We start from the raw sequence: 21480 nt of genomic DNA, 5'->3' as shown, positions 1-21480 counted from the left end.
GAGTACCCGGCGCGGCTCCCGCACCCCCTACGAAGGGACAGGGATCTTCATGCCCGAGGACAGCCAGGACCTCATTTCCGGTGGGCACTTGGTCGCGAAGGCGTTGAAGGCCGAGGGGGTGGAGCGCATCTACACCCTCTGCGGCGGGCACATCATCGACATCTACGACGGCTGCGTCGACGAGGGCATCGAGGTCGTCGACGTACGCCATGAGCAGGTGGCCGCCCATGCGGCCGACGGGTACGCACGGATCACCGGCAAGCCCGGATGCGCCGTGGTCACCGCGGGGCCTGGCACCACGGACGCGGTGACCGGGGTCGCCAACGCCTTCCGCGCCGAGTCACCGATGCTGCTGATCGGTGGTCAGGGGGCCCACACCCAGCACAAGATGGGCTCGCTCCAGGACCTGCCGCACGTCGAGATGATGGCGCCGATCTCCAAGTTCGCCGCCACCGTGCCGGACACCGCACGCGCCGCGGACATGGTCTCCATGGCGTTCCGCGAGTGCTACCACGGGGCTCCGGGCCCGTCCTTCCTGGAGATTCCGCGCGATGTGCTGGACGCCAAGGTCCCGGTGGCGAAGGCACGGGTGCCGCAGGCCGGGCAGTACCGGGCTTCGACCCGCTCACCCGGTGACCCCGCGGCCGTCGAACGGCTCGCCGACCTTCTGGTGCACGCGGAGAAGCCGGCGATCCTGCTGGGCAGCCAGGTGTGGACCACCCGGGCGACGGACACCGCGATCGAGCTCGTACGGACCCTGAACGTCCCGGCGTACATGAACGGGGCGGGCCGCGGCACCCTGCCGCCCGGCGATCCCCACCACTTCCAGCTCTCGCGCCGCTACGCCTTCTCCAACGCCGACCTCATCGTCATCGTCGGGACGCCGTTCGACTTCCGGATGGGCTACGGCAAGCGGCTCTCCCCCGACGCCACCGTCGTACAGATCGACCTCGACTACCGCACGGTCGGCAAGAACCGCGACATCGACCTCGGCATCGTCGGCGACGCCGGGCTGGTCCTCAAGGCCGTCACCGAGGCCGCGAGCGGACGGCTGAACGGCGGTGCGGTCAAGCGCAAGGCCTGGCTGGAGGAGCTGCGCGCCGCCGAACAGAGCGCGATCGACAAGCGGTTGCCGAGCCTGAGGTCGGACGCCTCGCCGATCCACCCCTACCGGCTGGTCAGCGAGATCAACGACTTCCTCACCGAGGACTCGATCTACATCGGGGACGGCGGCGACATCGTGACCTTCTCCGGTCAGGTCGTGCAGCCGAAGTCGCCCGGGCACTGGATGGACCCCGGCCCGCTCGGCACCCTCGGTGTCGGCGTTCCGTTCGTGCTCGCCGCCAAGCAGGCCAGGCCCGACAAGGAGGTCGTCGCCCTCTTCGGTGACGGCGCGTTCTCGCTGACCGGATGGGACTTCGAGACGCTGGTGCGCTACCACCTCCCGTTCGTCGGCATCGTCGGCAACAACTCCTCGATGAACCAGATCCGTTACGGCCAGAAGGCCAAGTACGGCGACGAGCGCGAGCGGGTCGGCAACACCCTCGGCGACGTCCACTACGACAAGTTCGCCCAGATGCTGGGCGGTTACGGCGAAGAGGTCCGCGATCCCGCCGACATCGCCCCGGCCCTGCGGCGCGCCCGCGAGTCCGGGCTGCCGTCGCTGATCAACGTCTGGGTCGACCCCGACGCGTACGCCCCCGGAACGATGAACCAGACCATGTACAAGTAGCCAGAGGAGCCGTTGGCATGACCAAAGCTCTTGAGGGCGTGCGCGTCCTCGACATGACGCACGTACAGTCCGGCCCCTCCGCCACCCAGCTGCTCGCCTGGCTCGGGGCGGACGTGGTGAAGCTGGAGGCTCCGGGCGGAGACATCACCCGCAAACAGCTGCGCGATCTGCCCGATGTCGACTCCCTCTACTTCACGATGCTCAACTGCAACAAGCGGAGCATCACGCTGAACACCAAGAGCGAGCGCGGCAAGGAGATCCTCACCGAGCTCATCCGCCGCAGCGATGTCATGGTGGAGAACTTCGGGCCGGGGGCCGTCGACCGGATGGGATTCACCTGGGAGCGGATCCAGGAGATCAACCCGAGGATCGTCTACGCCTCCATCAAGGGGTTCGGTGAGGGCCCGTACACGAACTTCAAGGCGTACGAGGTGGTGGCCCAGGCCATGGGCGGCTCGATGTCCACCACCGGCTTCGAGGACGGTCCGCCGCTGGCCACCGGGGCACAGATCGGTGACTCCGGCACCGGGATCCACGCCGTCGCCGGCATTCTGGCCGCACTGTTCCAGCGCGAGAACACCGGGCGGGGCCAGCGCGTCAACGTGGCCATGCAGCACGCCGTGCTGAACCTGTGCCGGGTCAAGCTCCGGGACCAACAACGCCTGTCACGCGGCCCGTTGGCGGAGTACCCGAACGAGGACTTCGGCGACGAGGTGCCGCGCAGCGGCAACGCGAGCGGGGGAGGGCAGCCCGGGTGGGCGGTCAAGTGCGCGCCCGGCGGGCCCAACGACTACGTGTACGTGATCGTGCAGCCCGTCGGCTGGCAACCGCTCGCCTCGCTGATCGGCCGCCCCGAGCTGGTGGACGATCCCGAGTGGGCGACGCCCGAGGCCCGGCTGCCCAAGCTCGGCAAGATGTTCCAGCTCATCGAGGAGTGGTCGGCCACGCTTCCCAAGTGGCAGGTCCTGGAGCAGCTCAACGGGCACAACATCCCCTGTGGTCCGATCCTCTCCACCAAGGAGATCATCGAGGACGAGTCGCTGGCCGCCAACGAGATGGTCGTGCGGGTCGAGCACCCTGAGCGCGGCGCCTTCACCACCGTCGGCAGTCCGCTGAAGCTCTCCGACTCCCCCGTGGACGTGGTGACGTCGCCGCTGCTCGGCCAGCACAACGAAGAGGTGTACGTCGGTGAACTGGGCCTCGGCGACGAGGAACTGCGGTTGCTGAAGACGAGCGGAGTCATCTGAGCATGGTCGAATCACAGGATCGCGAACAGGTCAGCCTGCTGCTCGCATCCGTGCGGGCCTCCGGCCGCACGGCGCTCACCGCCCCCGAGGGCAAGATCGTGGCGGACGCGTACGGGATCGTGGTGCCCGGCGAGGAGCTGGCGCAGGACATCGACGAGGCGGTCGCCCACGCGGACCGGCTCGGCGGGCCCGTCGTACTGAAGATCGTCTCCCCCGATGTGCTGCACAAGACGGATGCCGGCGGAGTCGTCGTCGGGGTGGAGGGCGCCGCACAGGTGCGGGAGGCCTTCTGCCGCATCATCGAGAACGTGCGGGCCCACGCTCCGGAGGCACGGATCGACGGCGTGCAGGTGCAGCAACTGGTGCCGCCCGGACAGGAAGTCATCATCGGCGCGGTGACCGACCCGACGTTCGGCAAGGTGGTCGCCTTCGGGCTGGGCGGTGTGCTGGTGGAGGTGCTGAAGGACATCACCTTCCGCCTCGCCCCGGTCACCCCCGACGAGGCGCGGTCGATGCTCGACTCGATCGGTGCGGCACAGATCCTGCGCGGGGTACGTGGCGCGCCGCCGGTGGACCGGTGGGCGCTGGCCGAGCAGATCCGCCGGGTGTCCCAACTGGTCACGGACTTCCCGGAGATCGCCGAGGTCGACCTCAATCCGGTCATCGCGTCGCCGCAGGGCGCGGTCGCCGCCGACATCCGGATCCTGCTGGCCACCGAGGCGGTGAAGGAGCGCCGGAGGTACCGTCGCGAGGAGATCCTCACGTCGATGCGGCGGCTGATGGAGCCGCGCTCGGTCGCGGTGATCGGCGCCTCCGAGGAAGCCGGGAAGATCGGCCACTCGGTGATGCGCAATCTCATCGACGGCGGGTTCTCCGGGGAGATCCATCCGGTGAACCCCCGGGCCGATGACATTCTGGGCCGCAAGGCGTACAAGAGTGTCACGGACATTCCCGGTGAGGTGGATGTGGCGGTCTTCGCGATCCCGGCCAGGTTCGTGGCGCCGGTGCTGGAGCAGGTGGGCCGCAAGGGCATCGCCAACGCGGTCCTCATCCCCTCCGGCTTCGCCGAGACCGGTGAACACGCCTTGCAGGACGAGATCGTGGCGATCGGCGAGCGGTACGGAGTGCGGCTGCTCGGGCCGAACATCTACGGCTACTACTCGACGTGGCAGGACCTCTGCGCCACCTTCTGCACCCCGTACGACGTGAAGGGCGGGGTGGCGCTGACGTCCCAGTCCGGGGGCATCGGCATGGCGATCCTCGGCTTCGCGCGGTCGACCAGGACCGGCGTCTCCGCGATCGTCGGGCTCGGCAACAAGTCGGATCTCGACGAGGACGATCTGCTGACCTGGTTCGGCGAGGACCCGAACACCCGGTGCATCGCGATGCACCTGGAGGACCTCAAGGACGGGCGTGCCTTCGTGGAGGCGGCGCGGGCGACCGTGCCGAAGAAGCCGGTCGTGGTGCTGAAGGCGGGCCGTACGAGCGCGGGTGCGAAGGCGGCGGGTTCGCACACCGGCGCGCTGGCCGGCGACGACGCCGTGTACGACGACATCCTGCGCCAGGCGGGGGTGATCCGGGCGCCGGGGCTGAACGACATGCTGGAGTACGCGCGGGCGCTGCCCGTGCTGCCTGCGCCGAAGGGTGACAACGTCGTCGTCATCACCGGCGCGGGCGGCTCCGGCGTACTGCTGTCGGACGCGATCGTGGACAACGGCCTGTCGCTGATGGAGATCCCGCCGGATCTCGACACCGCGTTCAAGGCGTTCATCCCGCCCTTCGGCGCGGCCGGCAACCCGGTCGACATCACGGGCGGCGAGCCGCCGTCGACGTACGAGGCGACGATCCGGCTGGGGATGGAGGACCCGCGCATCCACGCGCTGGTCCTGGGCTACTGGCACACGATCGTGACCCCGCCGATGGTCTTCGCCGAGCTGACCGCCCGGGTGGTCCGGGAGTTCCGGGACCGCGGGATCGAGAAGCCGGTCGTGGCGTCGCTGGCCGGGGACACCGAGGTCGAACAGGCGTGCGCGTACCTCTACGAGCGCGGCGTCGTGGCCTACCCGTATACCACCGAGATGCCGGTCGCGGCGCTCGGTGCGAAGTACCGCTGGGCAAGGGCCGCGGGGCTGCTGACCTGACCCTTCCCAGGCACGAGGAGTTTGGACAGGGGGCGCTGGCCAGGTTCTTTCGAAGCCAAGGGGTGTTTCATGAGCACAGACGGACAACCGGGCGCGTCAGCCGTCGCGTACCGGGAAGTGACGGACAGCAAGGGCCGCGTCTACCGGGTCGGCGAGACGGACCGCGGCATCCTCGGCCACAGCCGGAAGACCATGGTGTACCTGCCGTGGATCGCGATGATGGCCATCAGCGTGTCGGAGTACGCCTACGGGTCGGCGGAGGACACCCTCTCCGAGGCCCATGGCTGGACGCAGAGCAACACCTTCTGGATCCTCAGCGTCTGGGTCTTCTTCCAGGCGGGGATCGCGTTCCCCGCCGGGTGGCTGCGCGAGAGGGGCATACTGACCGCCCGCCGGGCGATGTTCATCGGTGCGGGGCTCTGTCTCGTCGGATTCCTCGCGCTGTCGCACGTCGACAACGTCTTCGGCGCGATCTGCGGCTTCGGTGTGGTCGGCGGGCTGGGGTCCGGGCTCATCTACGCCACCTGCATCAACATGGTGGGGAAGTGGTTCCCGGAGCGGCGCGGCGCGAAGACGGGCTTCGTCAACGGCGGCTTCGCGTACGGCGCGTTGCCCTTCATCTTCATCTTCAACTACGCCTTCGACACGAGCAACTACAACGAGGTGCTCGACCTCATCGGCGTGTACGTCCTGCTCGTCGTGGCGGTGTGCGCCTGGTTCTTCAAGGACCCGCCGAAGAACTGGTGGCCGGCGGAGATCGATCCGCTGAACTTCACCGGCAACGCGAAGAGCGCGGCGAGCCTCGCGAAGAACCCTCCGGCGGCGAAGCAGTACACACCGAAGGAGGCCATCAGGACCGGCATGCTTCCCCTGATGTGGATCACCATCGTCCTGACGGCCGGGGTGTCCATCTTCGGGATCTCGTTCCAGGTGGACTACGCGAAGGACGTCGGGTTCGGTCCGCTGGTCGCGGCGTCCTCCATGGGCGTCATGGCCGTCATCAACGGGGTCGGCCGGGCGGTCGTCGGCTGGCTGTCGGACCTCTGGGGCCGGAAGCTGACGCTGGTGTTCGTCATCGTCGTCCTGGGCCTCGCCCAGTTCGGGGTGATCTGGGCCGGCAACATGCGCAGCGAGTGGCTGTTCCTGTTCTTCGCCTTCCTCTCCGGTTTCGGGGGCGGGGCGTTCTACCCGATGTTCGCCGCCCTGACCCCGGACTACTTCGGGGAGAACTACAACGCCACCAACTACGGTCTCGTCTACAGCGGCAAGCTGATCAGCGGGCTGTTCGGCGGTGGCCTCGGTTCGATGGTGGTGGACTCCTGGGGCTACGACGGGGCCTACGCGCTGGCGGGAGGCATCTCCATGGTGGCGGCGTGCATCGCGCTGTTGCTGAGGCAGCCCGGCCGGCCGCGGGTGCGGGACATCGTCCCCAATCCGCAGCCGGTCAGCCGGGAAGTCGTCTAGGGCGACGTGCCGCACGAAGGGCCTCCCGGTGCGGGAGGCCCTTCGTGCGCGGCCCTTCGAAGGCCGTCGCCGGCGCTACTTGCGCAGTGCCGCCAGGTTGCCGTAGCCGATCCGCGCGTGGTTCAGGGACTGCTCGGGGACGGACGAGCTCGGTGCGTTGTCCTGCTCGACCATCGGGTTGTGGTAGTTCTTCGCGCCGACGCGGCGGAAGAAGGTCCGGTAGTCGATGACGCCGGTACCGAAGGGGACCATGTCGTAGCCCTCGCCGCTGGAGGTGTTGACCACCCCGTCCTTCGCGTGGAACAGCGGGTAGCGCTTGGTGTTGCGGCGGACCAGGGCCGCCGGGTCGAAGACGTTCTCGCGCGTCGACCCGTCGTGCGCGGTGTAGGTGTGGAACTTGTACTGGGCGACGTGCGCCCAGTAGATGTCCATTTCCAGCCATACGGTCTTGGGGTCGGTGGCCTGGAGGAAGTACTCGAGCTTGCGGATGCCGGAGCTGCGGGTGGGGCGGCCCTGGGCGTCCAGCGGACCGCCGTCGAGCAGGAAGCCGTAGGCCGCGTCATGGTTGTGGGTGTACAGCTTGATGCCCGCGCGGTGGGCGATCTGTCCCAGCGCGTTCCACTTGTCGGCGGCCACGTCCCAGTCGGCGCGGTAGGCGCTGCCGGTGGGGTCGCCGCCGGTGCCCATGTGCTCCATGCCGAGGATGTTCGCTATTTCCAGGTGTCGCTTGAACTGGTCCAGGTCCCCCTGGTTCAGCGGCCAGGACGACGGGATGAAGCCGTGGTTGCCCTGGGCCCGCAGGCCGTAGTCGTCCAGCCATGAGCGCAGCAGCTTCGCGCCTTCCACCGATTCGAGGTTGTTTCCGCCGGGGGCGTTGGCGTGCTGGCCGTACCCGGCGAACTCGACCTGCTTGTAGCCGTAGCGGGCCAGCTCCTTGAAGACCTCGCGGAAGCCCGAGGGAAGGCTGGTGCTCAGCGGGTCCCGGCCCGTGGCGTCGCGCACGGTGTACAGGATGATGCCTCGTTTGTCTGCCGGGACCAGAGCCTGGCCGTGGCCGTGCCCCTGGTGGGGAGCGGGCTGGGCGAAGGCCGGCGAGGCGCCGAAGGCGGGCGCGGCGATCGCCGTCGCCGCGGCGGCGGTGCAGGTGCTGAGGAAGCGGCGGCGGCTGACGCCGAGGCTGCGGCGCAGGTCGCCGTCCGTTCCGGCTGCGTCGTTGTACTCGGTCACGGTCTCTCTCCTTCTCGAAGATGCTCGGCACGCTGTGCGGGAGCCGGCCTCATGTGAGGCCGGCGAGCGTGAGGAGCAAGGACTTCACTTCGGTGGCCCGGACCGGGCCGGTGAACGCGTGGGGGGTGGAGCAGAGGATGAGCGGACCTTCTTCGTCGCTCAGCGGGAGGCGGCCGTGGCTGCCTCGGATGGGTGAGGGGTCCAGTGGCACGACCGCCATGCGGTAGCGCATGCCCAGCTTCTTGCGGGCGACCGCCGTGACCGCCTTGACCCGTACGTAGGGGTCCTGCGGGTCCATGAAGAGCTCGACGGGGTCGTAGCCGGGTTTGCGGTGGATCTCGACGAGCTGCGCGAAGTCGGGAGCGCGGGCGTCGTCGAGCCAGTAGTAGTACGTGAACCAGGCATCCGGGTCCGCCACGGCGACCAGCTCACCGGAGCGGGGGTGGTCCAGGCCGTGCGCCTTCTTGCCCTCGTCGTCGAGGAGCTGTTCGATGCCCGGCAGGTCGCGGAGGGCCTCGCGGGCCGCTTCGAGGTCTTCGGGGCGGCGTACGTAGACGTGCGCGATCTGGTGGTCGGCGACGGCGAAGGCCCGGGAGGCCATCGGGTCCAGGTACTCCATGCCGTCCTGGGTGTGGACCTCCAGGAGTCCGGCGCGGCGCAGCGCCCGGTTGATGTCGACGGGCCGGTCGACCCGGGTGATGCCGTACTCGGACAGGGCGACGACGGTGCGTCCCTCGCGGCGCGCGTCGTCCAGGAGCGGGGCCATGGCCCGGTCGAGGTCGGCGGCGGCCTTGAAGGCGCGCGGGTCGTCGGGGCCGTAGCGCTGGAGGTCGTAGTCGAGGTGCGGGAGGTAGCACAGGGCGAGGTCGGGGTGGCGGGTGTCGAGGATGTGACGGGTCGCGTCGATGATCCACCGGGAGGAGACGAGGTCGGCGCCGGGCCCCCAGAAGTGGAAGAGGGGGAAGGTGCCGAGTTTGTCGGTGAGCTCGTCGTGGAGGGCGGGGGGCCGGGTGTAGCAGTCGGGTTCCTTGCGGCCGTCGGCGTAGTAGACGGGGCGCGGGGTGACGGTGTAGTCGGTGTCGGCCCCCATGGCGTACCACCAGCAGATGTTGGCGACGGTGTAGCCGGGGTGGGCCCTGCGGGCGGCGTCCCAGAGCCGGTCGCCCTCGACGAGTCCGTTGTGCTGGCGCCACAGCAGGACGTCGCCCAGCTCGCGGAAGTACCAGCCGTTGGCGACGATGCCGTGCTCGGCGGGGGTGGTTCCGGTGAGAAAGGTGGACTGGGCGGCGCAGGTGACCGCGGGGAGCACGGTGCCGAGCGGGGCGTGGGTGCCGGACTGTCCCAGGGCCTTGAGGTGGGGCATGTGGTCGAGGAGGCGGGGGGTGAGCCCGACGACGTCGAGGACGAGGAGGGGCGTGGGTGCGGCGGCCGTCCCGTCGGTGGTCATGGCAGCTCCTTGAGGCCGAGGTCGACCAGGAGGTCGCGGGCGAGGGTGAGTTCGGCGGCGATGCCGTCGGCGAGCTGGGCGCGGGTGCGGGGGCGCAGTGCGGCCGGGAGCGCCTGCCAGGTGTACGTCTCGACCTCCAGGTGCCGGGTGAGCGGCCGGGCCCCGCCGACCAGGCGGGTCAGCGTGGCGCGGAGTACGGGAAGGGTGGAGCTGAGCGGGGGCGCGGGGGGTGCGTGCAGGGGGACGTGGAAGTGGGCGCGCCAGGGGGCGCTGTCGGGCAGCGCGTCCTGGGTGACGGCTTCGTCGAGGTCGTCGGTACCGCGCAGGCCGGCGGCGGTGGCGACGCGGGTCTGGTGGAGGAAGCGGGGTTCGGCGAAGGCGGCGAGTGCGGTGCGCACCTCGGGGAGGTGGGGGTGTTCGGCGTGCAGGGCTGCGGAGAGCTGCGCTTTGACGGCGGGGATGCCGGCCGCGGTGAGCGCGTCGAGGGCGGTGTGGGGGTCCTCGAAGGAGGTGGCGAGGTGGCAGGTGTCGATGCACAGGCCGATGCGTGGGTGTCCGACGGCGGTGAGGGGTGCGATCGCGTCGGCGGTGGTCTCGACGGTGCATCCGGGTTCGGGTTCGAGACCGATCCGGATGGACTTCCCCGTGAGCTCGGCGAGTGCGTCGAGGCGTTCGCCGAGGGTGGTGAGCGCGGCGAACGCGGTGCGGGCCGCTTCCTGGTCGCCCGTGTACGGGGTGCGCCAGGCGAGGGGGAGGGTGGAGACGGTGCCCTCGGTGACGTCGTCGGGCAGCAGTGTGGCGAGCAGCCGGGCCAGGTCGGTGGTGTGGGCGAGCCGCTCGGGGTCGGTCCAGTCGGGCTTGTAGACCCGGTACTTGACCTCTTCGGCGCCGAACCCCTCGTACGGGAAGCCGTTGAGGGTGACGACCTCGAGGCCGCGGTGGTCGAGTTCGGTGCGCAGGGAGCGCAGCTGGGACGGGTCGTTGATCAGGGTGCGGGCGGCGTCCCTGGCGAGCCAGAGGCCGATGCCGAGGCGGTCGCGCCCGAGCCTCCTGCGTACGGGTTCGCAGTGGTCGCGCAGCTGGGCGCGGACGCCCTCGAGGGTTTCGGCGGGGTGGACGTTGGTGCAGTACGCGAGGTGGACGACGGTGCCGTCGGGGTGGCGGAAGCGCATGGCCTCACTCCCCGCCCCGGAGGATGGAGTTGCCCTCGTGCAGCGGTTCGGGGGCGGCGGTGTCGAGGTGGAGCCGGCCGCTGCGGCCGTAGAAGGCGACGGGGTTGCGCCACAGGACCTGGTCGACGTCGTCCTCGGTGAAGCCGGCGGCGAGCATGGCGTCCGCGACCCGTCGGGTCTTCAGCGGATCGCTTCTGCCCCAGTCCGCCGCGGAGTTGACGAGGATCCTCTCGGTGCCGTACAGACCGAGGATCGCGACCATGCGGTCCTCGTCCATCTTGGTGTCGGGGTAGATGGAGAAGCCGGCCCAGCAGCCGCTGTCGAGGGCGTCCTTCACCGTCGTCTCGTTGAGGTGGTCGAGCAGCACCGCCTCGGGGGCGAGGTGGGACTCGCCGACGACGTCGATGGTGCGGCGCAGACCGGCGAGCTTGTCGCGGTGCGGGGTGTGGACGAGTGCGGGCAGCCCGTGGTCTGCGGCGAGCTGGAGCTGGGCGGCCAGCGCGTGGTCCTCGGCCGGGGTCATCGAGTCGTAGCCGATCTCGCCGACGGCGACGACGGAGTCCTTGACGAGGTAGCGGGGCAGCGCGTCGAGGACGGGGGTGCAGCGGGGGTCGTTCGCCTCTTTGGGGTTGAGGGCGAGCGTGCAGTGGTGGGCGATGCCGTACTGGGCGGCGCGGAAGGGTTCCCAGCCGAGCAGGGCGTCGAAGTAGTCGAAGAAGCTGGCCGGCGAGGTGCGGGGCTGGCCCAGCCAGAAGGAGGGTTCGACGAGTGCGCGGACCCCGGCGTCGTACATCGCCTGGTAGTCGTCCGTGGTGCGGGAGGTCATGTGGATGTGGGGGTCGAAGATGCGCATCAGGACTCCTGCGTCGAGGCCGTGTGGACCGTGGGGGCGGCGGGCTCGGGAGTGCCCGGGCCGGGGGCCGTGAGGGCGAGTACGCGGTGCAGGTCCGCGGGGACGGGGCGGCTCGCCGCGATGCGTTCGGCCGCGTAGTCGCCCAGCATCCGGGCGAGTTCCGCGTCGCCGCGCGACCTGCGGGCGAGCTGGTCGACGGCCGCGACGGGAACGCCGGTGAACAGGCACTTCAGGACGGCGTGGCGCCAGCTGTGCGGGTCGAGTCGGTCACCGGCGTACGGGCCGACGGCCGCGGCGACCAGCGTCGTGTCGTTCGTGCGCAGGGCGTCCTCGACGAGCGGCACGGCGGTGGCGCCGAGGTCCAGGGCGGGAAGGGCGAGCAGGACGGCGCGGCGTTCGGCGGCCGTCCCCTGTTCGTACAGGCGCGTCAGGGCGGGCAGTCCGGCGCGGGCCTCGACGAGCAGCAGGGCGCGTACGGAGTCGGCGTGTTCCAGACCGCAGTGCCGGCCGGCGGCGGCGTAGCGCAGCTCCCACGGAGGTACGGCGTAGGTGGTGCCCGGGGGCTCGGCGTCCGGGTGGGTGGCGGCGTGGGCGGCCTCGGCGAGGGCTTCGTCGAGCCAGGCACGGGCGGCTCCGCCGAGCAGGGTGTCGAGTTCCTCGCGGGTGAGGAGGGGGGTCGTCGGGGTCTTCGTCATGACGTGCTCCCTTCGGCGGTCTCAGTGGCTCGGCGGGCGGTGCTTGTTCAGGAAGTCGAGGCAGTTGCGGGCGAGTTCGGGGCCGGCGTGGGAGTGGCGGGGCAGCTCGACGACGGTCAGGCCGGTGTATCCGTCGTCGCCGAGGGCGTCGAGTGCGGCGAGTACGGGCGGGAAGTCGATCTCGCCGTCACCGAAGGGGAGGTGTTCGTGGACGCCTCGGCGCATGTCCTCGATCTGTACGTGGCGCAGCCAGGGTGCGGCGGCGCGTACGCAGTCGACGGGTGGGGCGGGCTCCAGGCACTGGCAGTGGCCGATGTCGAGCGTGAGCCCGAGCGGGGCCGGGTCGCCGCACAGCGCCCGGAGGTGGTGGAAGCCGGCGAGGTCGGCGAGGAGGTGGCCGGGCTCCGGCTCGATCGCGAGGGGCACGCCCGCTCGTTCCGCGGCGTCGAGGACCGGGGCGAGGGCGCCGGTGAGCCGCTCCCAGGCGGTGTCCGGGGCGGTGTCGGGGGGCGTGATGCCGCTGAAGCAGTGCACGGCGTGGGCGCCGAGTTGGGCGGCGACGTCGACGGCCCGGACGAGCAGCGCGGTCCTCGCGGCGCGGGCCTCGGGGTCCGGGTCGAGGAGCGAGGGGCCGTGCTTGCGGCGCGGGTCCAGGACGTAGCGGGCGCCGGTCTCCACGGTGACGCCGAGGCCCAGCTCCTGGAGGCGGGCCGCGACCCGGCCGGTACGGGCGGCGAGGTCCGGGGCCATGGGGTCGAGGTGCATGTGGTCGAGGGTCAGGCCGACGCCGTCGTAGCCGAGGTCGGCGAGGAGTCCGAGTGCGTCGTCCAGGCGGAGGTCGGTGAGCCCGTTGGTCCCGTAGCCGAGGCGGAGTGTCATGTGGGGCTCACCTTTCGGGAGAGGGCGCGGGCGAGCGGGACGAGGCCCATGACGGCGAGCCCGGAACCGGCGGCTCCGGCGCGTGTGGCGAGGGCGGCCTGGAGCGGGATCATCGCCCGGATGCCGCTGCCGACGGCACGCTGGGTGAGCGGAGGCGAGGGGTTGAGCGCGGCGTGCGCGAGGGAGCGGGCGGCGGTGTGCAGGTAGGCGCCGGTAAGCGCGGCGAGGAGGAACCGGGCGGGGGCGGGTCCACTGCGGCCGCCCGCCGGGCGCGGCGGTGTGTGTCCGGCTGGGGCGGGCCCCCCGTCTCCTCCGGCCGGGCGCGGTGATGTGTGACGGGCGGGGGCGGGTCCGCCGTCGCCGCCGGTCAGGCGCGGTGGAGTGTGCCGGGCGGGGGCGGGTCGGCCGTCTCGGCCGGCCGGGCGCGGCGGTGTGTGGCGGGCGCGCACCATGGCGCCGCCGAGTGCGACGACGGCTGCGAGCGCGGCGAGGGGCGCGGCGGTCGACCCGCCCTGCGTTTCGTGGCGTGAGACGGCGGTGACCGCGTAGGTGTGCGCGCTGAGCAGGGCGGCGGCGGGCAGGGCCTCACGGGCCGCCGCGGACGTCGATGCCTGCCCCGCCCCCGTGGCCGTGGCCGTGGCTCCCAGCAGCAGGTCCAGGCCTCGGGCCGCCGCCATGGCGGCCGGGCCGGCCGGGGTGTGCTTCAGGTGCAGGTCGTACGCCCAGACGGTGGCCGCGAGCCCGGTGGCCGCGGTGAGGGCGGGACGGCCCGCGCGGGCGGCGAGGAGCAGGCCCGCGCCGGTCAGCGCGCCGGCCGCGGTCAGCGCGGCACGGGGTGTGATCCGGCCCGAGGGGATCGGCCGGTGCGGGCGGTCGACGGCGTCCTCTTCGCGGTCGGCCCAGTCGTTGAGGGCCATGCCCGCCTCGTACAGGCAGAGCGAGGCGCCCACGGCCAGCGCGGTGGTGCGGCCGGGGCGCCGGCCGACGGCCGCCGCGCCCGCGAGGGCGTCTCCCGGAACCGTGAACAGTGCCGAGACCCTGAGCAGTTCCGCCCAGGCGCGTACCGTCACTTGTCGCCCCGCAGCCGCTCGGCGAAGGCGAGCAGCGCCAGGTACTGCTCAAAGAGGGCGGCGGGGCCGCCGTCCGGGTCCTTGAAGTAGAAGCCGAGCTCGGGCCGCGGGCCGGTCAGGCCCACCTCGTGGGCGCGGGCCAGCAGCCGGGCCAGGTCGAGCACCAGGGGCGCGGCCAGGGCGGAGTCGCAGCCCTGCCAGGTGGTCTGGAGCACCATGCGGGCCCCGAGGAACCCGTCGAACGCGATGTGGTCCCAGGCGGTCTTCCAGTCGCCGAGAGCCGGGACGTCGTCGATGTGGACCTCGCCCTCGGGGGCGGCGCCGAGGGTGTCGGCGAGGACGCGCTCCTTGCCGGCGTTCTTCGCCGCGGCGGCGGCCGGGTCGGCGAGCGCGGCCCCGTCCCCGCCGCCCAGCAGATTGGTGCCGGACCAGGCCCGTACGGGCAGGGCCCGCTGCACGAACATCGGGGCGAGCACGGAGCGCAGCAGGGTCTGCCCCGTCTTGCCGTCGCGGCCCGCGTGGGGAAGCCCCGCGGCCGCGACGGCGTCCTGGAGTGCGGGCGCGCGCAGCCCGGTGGAGGGGGTGAAGTTCACGTACGGGCAGCCGGCCCGGAGCGCGGCGGCGGCGTAGAGCGAGCTGGCGGGCAGCCGCTCGGCGTCGTCGGCCGGTGCCGGTTCGGTGGAGGCGACGTTGACGACGACGGTCCTGGCCAGGCCGTTGCGGCGGCCGAAGTCCGTGAGATCGGCGGTGAACGCGGCGATGAGTTCCTCGTCCGTGCGGGTGTCGCCGGGCAGGGGGCCGCCGATGCGGATCTCCGCGTCGGCGGTGGCGAGTTCGGCGCGTACGGCCGAGGGGAGGCCGTGCGGCAGCACTCCCCCGGCGGCCAGTGCCTCGGCCCGTTTGGGCAGGGGGCAGTCCAGTGTGTCGTGGCCGCCGAAGACGAGGGAGGCCAAGGGGGGCAGGCCGCTGTCGGTGAACGGAGCGGTCTCGGTGACCATGCCGGCCGCCGGGTGGAGTCCTGCCGCGACCGCGGCGCACCCCGCGGTGGCGGTGGTGGCGACGGAGCCGCGTGCTCCGATGAACCAGACTCCGGTACGAACGGCGTGTGCTGACACGGGCTGCCTCCCTGGCTGGGGGTCCTGGCTGGGCAGAGCTGGTGGCGCTGTACGGGGAGAGGGACCGGGAGGGGGCGGCGGGCAGGCACGGTGGCACTGCCCGCCGCCCGCTCGGCGGGTCAGGCCGAAGGAAGTTCCTTCAGCTGGATGTTGCGGAAGGACACCTGGTCGTCCGCCCCGTGGTTCTGGAGGCCGATGTAGCCGTCCTTGAGGCTGCGGACCGGGTCGGTGTTGGTGAAGTCGTTGATCTTGACTCCGTTGAGGAAGATCTGGAGCCGTTCACCCTGGACCTTGATCTCGTAGCTGTTCCACTGGCCAGGCGGCCTCAGCACCTGGTCGCGCGCCTTGATGTCGGCCGCCTTGAAGGTGTAGACGGAGCCGGTGGTGCGGTCGACGGCGTCGGAGGCGTCGATCTGCACCTCGTAGCCGTTGTTCACCGCGGACCAGGGGTCGTCGGACTCCGGGAAGCCGACGAAGACGCCGGAGTTGTCGTCGCCCGCCAGCTTCCAGTCGAGCTTCAGGGAGTACGACGTGAGCTCCTTGGCCTGGTAGGTCAGCAGGCCCATGCCGCCCTGGGAGCGCAGTTCGCCGTCCACGACGTCGAACTTCCCGGGTCCGGCCTGCTTCCAGCCTTCGAGCGTCTTGCCGTTGAAGATCGAGCGGTAGCCGGTGGCGGGCTTGCAGTCGGCCTTGACCTGGCCGGCCGCGTACCGCACCCCGCCGAGCAGCAGCTCGCGGAAGTCCGCGTCGGCGTACGACTCCTTGGTGTGGCCGAGGCCGGTGTAGAAGGAGCGGCCGCCCTGGTAGGCCTGGCACCAGGTGATCGGGTGATCGCCCTTCATGGTGCCGCCGGTGTAGGTCGTCTCGTCGAGCGTGGCGAGGACCTTCACCTTGTCGCGGGGGTTGGTGCGGTAGTTGTACAGCTCGTCGGTGCGCTCCCATGCGTCGCCCAGGTGGGCGGTGGCCGGGTTCTTGTGGTCCTCGACGCGGACGGTGACGGGCTGGATGGCGGGGTGGCCGGAGAAGTACGCGCCGACGAGTCCGCCGTAGAACGACCAGTCGTACTCGGTGTCGGCTGCGGCGTGGACGCCCATGTAGCCGCCGCCGGTGGCGATGTAGTTCTCGAAGGCCTTCTGCTGGTCGGCGTTCAGGACGTCACCGGTCGTCGACATGAAGACGACGGCGTCGTAGCGGGCCAGGTTCGCCGTGGTGAACTGGCGCGCCTCCTCGGTGGCGTCGACCGTGATGTTGCTGCTCCTGCCGAGCTCCTTCAGTGCGGCGATGCCCTCGGGGATCGCGTCGTGACGGAAGCCGGCGGTCTTGGAGAAGACCAGGACGCGCTTGGCCGTCTTGTCGGGCGGGGTGTTGGAGAGCTCGAAGTCGTCGATGTCGTAGAGCGCGCCTTCGCCGCCCTTGAAGACCAGGAAGAGTTCGGTGGCCTTCTTCGGGACACCGCGCAGGGGGACGTCGATGTCCTGGAAGGTCTCCCAGCCGCCGGTCACCGGCACCGGTGCGGAGCCGAGGATCTTCCCGGTCGCCGAGCCCGACCGCACCTCGAGGAAGCCGCCCGCGCCGCCGGAGGAGATCCGGGCGGTGAGCTTGGTGGAGTCGCCGAGGATGTAGGGCTTGAAGGAGATCCAGTCGTCGTTGTCGATGTCGCCGACGGTCTTGCCGCCCTCGGCGTTCGCCTTGTCGTACGTCTTGATGCCGGACGAGGCGTTGAAGTGCTCGGCCTGGCGGTGCCGCGGCTGGAGCTGCGACTGGTCGTGACCGCTGAGCGCGGCCTGGCCGCCACCGCCGCCGTCGGTGTACGAGGCGTCGATGACCCCGAAGATGTTGGCGTTGGGGTCGTGCCCGCCGTCCATCTCGGTCTTGATGGTGCCCGTGCAGCCGTGCGCCGAGGTGATGGGGTGGCCGTGGCTGTCGTGGCCGAGGACGAAGCGGACTTCGACCTTGGAGCAGTCGATGGCGCCGTCCTCGGGATCGGTCACGGTCACCTTGAACGGGATGTCGTCACCGAAGGTGAAGAGCTGCCCGTCGCCCGGGAGTTCCAGCTTCACCGTGGGCGCCGTGTTGCCGACCGTGACGTGCACGCTGGCCGATCCGGTGCGCCCGGAGGGGTCCTTCGCGGTGACGGTGGCCGTGTAGGTGCCGTTCTTCTTGTACGTGTACGTGGGGTTCGCGGCGGTGGAGGTTCCGCCGTCACCGAAGTCCCAGGCGTACGTGAGGGCGTCGCCGTCGCCGTCGGTGGTGCCGGCGGAGGAGAACTGCACCCTCAGCGGCGCGACGCCCGAGGTCTTGTTCGACGACGCCTCGGCGATCGGGGAGCGGCCGCCGGTGGCGTTCTCGATGCGGTAGAGCGCGGAGTTCTCGTCGCCGCCGAACCAGGAGAGGCCGTAGTCCAGGACGTACAGCGCCCCGTCGGGGCCGAAGGCCATGTCCATGATCTGGGTACCGGACCACGGGATGTCGTTGATGGACTGCACGGCGCCGTCGGCGTCCTGCTCGATGCGCTTGATCCACTGCCGGCCGAACTCGCCGGCGAAGAAGTCGCCGTCGTAGGCCTCGGGGAACTTCACGGGCGAGTCGAGAGCCGCGTCGTAGTGGTAGACCGGTCCGCCCATCGGGGACTCCGAGCCGGTGCCGAACTCCGGGACGGACGCGCCGTCGTACGGGATCCAGGCGGCCTGGGCCGGGGGCAGGTCGACGAGGCCGGTGTTGTGCGGCGAGGTGTTCTTCGGGGCCGCGCAGTCGAAGGCGGCGCCGGAGGTCTTGGTGGCGAAGTCGTAGTCGATGTAAGGATCGTTGGCGCCGGTGCAGTACGGCCAGCCGAAGTTGCCGGCCTTGGTGACCCGGGCGAACTCGACCTGTCCGGCCGGTCCGCGCTTGGGGTCGGCCGCGCCGGCGTCGGGCCCGTAGTCGCCCACGTAGACGATGCCGGTGGCCTTGTCGACGGAGAAGCGGAAGGGATTGCGGAAGCCCATCGCGTAGATCTCGGGGCGTGTCTTGTCCGTCCCCGGCGCGAAGAGGTTGCCGTCCGGCACGGTGTACGAACCGTCGTCGGCGACCTTGATCCGGAGGATCTTGCCGCGCAGGTCGTTGCTGTTGCCGGCGGAGCGGCGGGCGTCGAACGCCGGGTTGCGGTCGGGGCGCTCGTCGATGGGGGTGAAGCCGTCGGAGGCGAAGGGGTTGGTGTCGTCGCCCGTCGAGAGGTACAGGTTGCCGTCGGCGTCGAAGTCGATGTCACCGCCGACGTGGCAGCACATGCCGCGGGACGTCTGGACGTCGAGGACCTTCTTCTCGCTGCCGAGGTCGAGCGTGCCGTCCTCGTTGAGGACGAAGCGGGAGAGCCGGTTGACCCCGTCGAACGGGGCGAAGTCGGCGGCGGTGCCGGTCTCGGGGGCGTCGCCCGCCGGCGTGTCCAGCGGGGGTGCGTAGTAGAGGTAGATCGCCCGGTTCTCACTGAACTTCGGGTCGACCCCGATGCCCTGGAGGCCTTCCTCGTCGTGCGAGTAGACGGGGAGGACTCCGGAGATCCGGGTGTTGCCGGCGCTGTCGGTGATGCGCAGCTCGCCGCTGCGGGAGGTGTGCAGCACGCTGCGGTCGGGGAGCACGGCCAGCGACATGGGCTCGCCGGTCTCGGCGGCGCCCTTGGCGAGGGTCACCTGCTGGAAGTCCTCGGCGACCGGGGCCGGCGCGGGTTCCTCGTGGGCGGCGGCCGTGCCCGAGGCGGCGCTCAGGCTGAGAGTGGCGGCGGCGAGGAGGCCGCCGGTGAACAGGGCGAGGGATTTGCGGACGCGGAGCCCTGTTCGGGTCCGGGTTCCGGTCCTGCTTCGGGTTCTGTGCACGAGTGTCCTCCGGAGAGTGCCGGTGGTACGGGCGGGTGCTGCCGTGCCGTTCCGCGCGGGGACTGCCGCGCAGGTCAACCGGGGCCTGTGCGGCGCCGGTGACGAGAGTTATGTCATGTACACGCTTTGGACGGTAGACCTGTTCGTCCGGGACGGAAAGCCCTTGTGCGGCGTTGTCGTAGAACTTTTTCCCTGGTCAGGACAAAGGGGAGCGAGGGCAGGGGGGACCGGCCCGGCGGCGTACGCGGGTGCCGCCGGGCACGGTCGAGCCCCTCAGGAGGAGCGGGGTTCCGGGGGCGTCCGGAGCCCCCGGAACGCGCTCAGCCGTTACCGCCGAACGCCGCGTCGAACGACGCGCTCGGCGGGTCGAAGTCGAACCGCTTCAGCGACGTCAGCGCCTCCGGCGCCCCCGCCAGCCGGTCCATCCCCGCGTCCTCCCACTCCACCGACACCGGCCCCTCGTACCCGATGGACCGCAGCATCCGGAACACGTCCTCCCAGGGAACGTCCCCGTGCCCCGCCGAGACGAAGTCCCAGCCGCGCCGCGGATCGCCCCACGGCAGGTGGGAGCCGAGCCGGCCGTTGCGGCCGTCCAGGCGCTTGCGGGCCTCCTTGCAGTCCACGTGGTAGATCCGGTCCCGGAAGTCGTACAGGAAACCCACCGGGTCCAGGTCCTGCCAGACGAAGTGGCTCGGGTCGAAGTTCAGCCCGAACGCGGGCCGGTGGTCCACCGCCTCCAGCGCGCGGTGCGTCGTCCAGTAGTCGTACGCGATCTCGCTGGGGTGCACCTCGTGGGCGAACCGCACGCCCTCCGCGTCGAAGACGTCCAGGACCGGGTTCCAGCGCTCCGCGAAGTCCTCGTACCCCCGCTCGATCATGTGCGGCGGGACCGGCGGGAACATCGCGACCAGGTGCCAGATCGACGAGCCCGTGAAGCCGATGACCGTGTCCACGCCGAAGGCCGCAGCCGCCCGCGCGGTGTCCTTGATCTCCTCCGCGGCGCGGCGGCGCACGCCCTCGGGCTCCCCGTCGCCCCAGATCCGGGCGGGCAGGATGCCCTGGTGGCGCTCGTCGATCGGGTTGTCGCAGACGGCCTGGCCGACCAGGTGGTTGGAGATCGCCCAGCACTTCAGCCCGTACTTGTCGAGCAGTTGGTGACGGCTCTCCAGATAGCCGGGGTCGGCCAGGGCCTTGTCCACCTCGAAGTGGTCTCCCCAACACGCCAGTTCGAGGCCGTCGTAGCCGAAGTCACGGGCGTGCCGGCAGACCTCTTCCAGGGGAAGATCGGCCCACTGGCCGGTGAAGAGGGTGAAGGGACGGGGCATGCGCAGGACCTCCTAGGACTGTACGGGGGTGAGGACGGAGTTCTTCGCGGCGCTCTCCTCCACCGCCGCCAGCACCCGCTGCACCTGCAGCCCGTCGGCGAACGACGGCACGGGGGGCGTTCCCTCGGCGATCGTCCGCACCGCGTCACGGGCCTGGTGGACGAACGTGTGCTCGTAACCGAGTGCGTGCCCCGGCGGCCACCAGGCCTCCAGGTAGGGGTGTTCGGGCTCGGTGACCAGGATGCGCCGGAAACCGGCCGTGGTGGCGGACTCGGTGTGGTCGTGGAAGGACAGCTCGTTGAGGCGTTCCAGATCGAAGGCGAGCGAGCCGAGCTCGCCGTTGATCTCCAGGCGCAGCGCGTTCTTGCGCCCCGCCGCCACCCGGCTCGCCTCGAAGGAGGCCAGGGCCCCGGAGGCCAGCCGGCCGGTGAACAGCGCCGCGTCGTCCACCGTCACCGCGCCGGACTCCCCCGCGGCCGCGACCCCGCCCAGGCCCCCCGAGGGGCCGGCGGGCAGCGGCCGTTCACGGACGAAGGTCTCACTCATCGCCGAGACCGCCACCAACGGCTCCCCCGCCAGGTACTGCGCGAGGTCCACGATGTGCGCGCCCAGGTCCCCGAGCGCGCCGGAGCCCGCCTGCTCCTTCTTCAGCCGCCAGGTGAGCGGGGAGGCGGGGTCGACGAGCCAGTCCTGGAGGTAGGTGGCCCGGACGTGCCGCAGGGTGCCGAGCCGGCCCTCGGCGATGAGTGTGCGGGCGTAGGTGAGGGCGGGCACCTTGCGGTAGTTGAAGCCGGCGATCGCGACCTGCCCGCGGGCCGCGGCCCGTCGCGCCGCCTCGGCCATCGCCTCCGCCTCCGCGACCGTGTTGGCGAGCGGCTTCTCGCACAGCACGTGCTTGCCCGCCTCCAGGGCCGCGATGGCGATCTCCGCATGGCTGTCGCCGGGGGTGCAGATATCGACGAGCTGGACGTCCTCCCGGGCGATCAGCGCCCGCCAGTCGGTCTCCGCCGCCGCCCACCCGTGCCGGTCGGCGGCGGCCTCGACCGCCGTCCGGTCGCGACCGCAGACCGCGGCGAGCACCGGCCTCATCGGCAGCTCGAAGACATGGCCCGCGGTGCGCCACCCCTGTGAGTGGGCGGCGCCCATGAACGCGTACCCGACCATGCCGACCCCGAGCGTCGGTGCGCTCGCCATCGGCCGGTACGTCGGCGGCGCGGCCGCCTCCTGCTCCGTCTCTTCCCTACGGGCCATCCGGGCTTCCTCCT

Annotated in this window: 15 protein-coding genes; 4 read left to right on the top strand and 11 right to left on the bottom strand. The window is 71.1% G+C overall.

Going from position 1 to position 21480, the window contains the following annotated elements; genetic code table 11:
* The first annotated feature begins 49 nt into the window (after positions 1–49).
* From ABZ454_RS12555 to ABZ454_RS12540, 4 genes are all read left to right on the top strand, one after another.
* Positions 50–1732, top strand: a complete 1683-nt coding sequence (locus tag ABZ454_RS12555; RefSeq protein WP_359537613.1) for a thiamine pyrophosphate-binding protein — start codon at positions 50–52, stop codon at positions 1730–1732.
* Positions 1733–1749: 17 nt separating this feature from the next.
* Positions 1750–2979 carry a formyl-CoA transferase gene (gene frc / locus ABZ454_RS12550; RefSeq protein ID WP_359537612.1) on the top strand — a complete coding sequence of 410 codons (1230 nt, stop codon included), beginning with the start codon at positions 1750–1752 and terminating at the stop codon, positions 2977–2979.
* A 2-nt stretch (positions 2980–2981) separates the two neighbouring features.
* A complete protein-coding gene (locus ABZ454_RS12545; RefSeq protein WP_359537610.1) occupies positions 2982–5120 on the top strand; it encodes an acetate--CoA ligase family protein in 2139 nt (712 codons plus the stop codon).
* Between the two features lie 69 nt (positions 5121–5189).
* Complete coding sequence (locus tag ABZ454_RS12540) at positions 5190–6584, top strand: OFA family MFS transporter (protein ID WP_359537609.1); 1395 nt, start codon at positions 5190–5192, stop codon at positions 6582–6584.
* A 75-nt stretch (positions 6585–6659) separates the two neighbouring features.
* Here the strand turns inward: ABZ454_RS12540 and ABZ454_RS12535 are convergent, their stop codons facing one another.
* The 11 genes from ABZ454_RS12535 to ABZ454_RS12485 all read right to left on the bottom strand — a co-directional run bounded on the left by ABZ454_RS12535 (position 6660) and on the right by ABZ454_RS12485 (position 21466).
* Entirely contained in the window at positions 6660–7811 is a 1152-nt protein-coding gene (locus tag ABZ454_RS12535) for a sugar phosphate isomerase/epimerase family protein (RefSeq protein WP_356322245.1), read from the bottom strand.
* A gap of 49 nt (positions 7812–7860) precedes the next feature.
* Positions 7861–9258 (bottom strand): nucleotide pyrophosphatase/phosphodiesterase family protein, encoded by a 1398-nt coding sequence (locus tag ABZ454_RS12530; RefSeq protein WP_359537608.1) that lies wholly within the window; start codon positions 9256–9258, stop codon positions 7861–7863.
* A complete protein-coding gene (gene eboE / locus ABZ454_RS12525) occupies positions 9255–10430 on the bottom strand; it encodes a metabolite traffic protein EboE (RefSeq protein ID WP_359537607.1) in 1176 nt (391 codons plus the stop codon). The genes ABZ454_RS12530 and eboE overlap by 4 nt, the downstream gene beginning before the upstream one ends.
* A gap of 4 nt (positions 10431–10434) precedes the next feature.
* On the bottom strand, positions 10435–11283 hold the full coding sequence (locus tag ABZ454_RS12520) for a TatD family hydrolase (protein WP_356322248.1): 849 nt from the start codon (positions 11281–11283) through the stop codon (positions 10435–10437).
* The gene (locus ABZ454_RS12515; RefSeq protein WP_356322249.1) at positions 11283–11978 is read right to left on the bottom strand and encodes an EboA domain-containing protein; all 696 of its coding nucleotides are present in this window, start codon (positions 11976–11978) and stop codon (positions 11283–11285) included. The genes ABZ454_RS12520 and ABZ454_RS12515 overlap by 1 nt, the downstream gene beginning before the upstream one ends.
* Before the next feature lie 21 nt (positions 11979–11999).
* On the bottom strand, positions 12000–12857 hold the full coding sequence (locus tag ABZ454_RS12510; RefSeq protein WP_359537605.1) for a sugar phosphate isomerase/epimerase family protein: 858 nt from the start codon (positions 12855–12857) through the stop codon (positions 12000–12002).
* Positions 12854–13927 (bottom strand): SCO3242 family prenyltransferase, encoded by a 1074-nt coding sequence (locus ABZ454_RS12505; RefSeq protein ID WP_359537604.1) that lies wholly within the window; start codon positions 13925–13927, stop codon positions 12854–12856. The genes ABZ454_RS12510 and ABZ454_RS12505 overlap by 4 nt, the downstream gene beginning before the upstream one ends.
* Positions 13924–15042 (bottom strand): inositol-3-phosphate synthase, encoded by a 1119-nt coding sequence (locus tag ABZ454_RS12500; RefSeq protein ID WP_356322252.1) that lies wholly within the window; start codon positions 15040–15042, stop codon positions 13924–13926. Before ABZ454_RS12500 ends, ABZ454_RS12505 begins: the two co-directional genes overlap by 4 nt.
* Positions 15043–15161: 119 nt before the next feature.
* Positions 15162–18890 (bottom strand): ThuA domain-containing protein, encoded by a 3729-nt coding sequence (locus ABZ454_RS12495; RefSeq protein WP_359537602.1) that lies wholly within the window; start codon positions 18888–18890, stop codon positions 15162–15164.
* Between the two features lie 320 nt (positions 18891–19210).
* Complete coding sequence (locus tag ABZ454_RS12490; protein ID WP_359537600.1) at positions 19211–20215, bottom strand: sugar phosphate isomerase/epimerase family protein; 1005 nt, start codon at positions 20213–20215, stop codon at positions 19211–19213.
* Between the two features lie 12 nt (positions 20216–20227).
* Entirely contained in the window at positions 20228–21466 is a 1239-nt protein-coding gene (locus ABZ454_RS12485) for a Gfo/Idh/MocA family oxidoreductase (RefSeq protein WP_356322255.1), read from the bottom strand.
* Positions 21467–21480: the final 14 nt, after the last annotated feature.

This window comes from Streptomyces sp. NPDC005803 (assembly GCF_040630435.1).
Classification (GTDB): domain Bacteria; phylum Actinomycetota; class Actinomycetes; order Streptomycetales; family Streptomycetaceae; genus Streptomyces.
The sequence above is the reverse complement of the archived record's forward strand: the minus strand, read 5'-3'. Positions and strand labels throughout refer to the sequence as shown.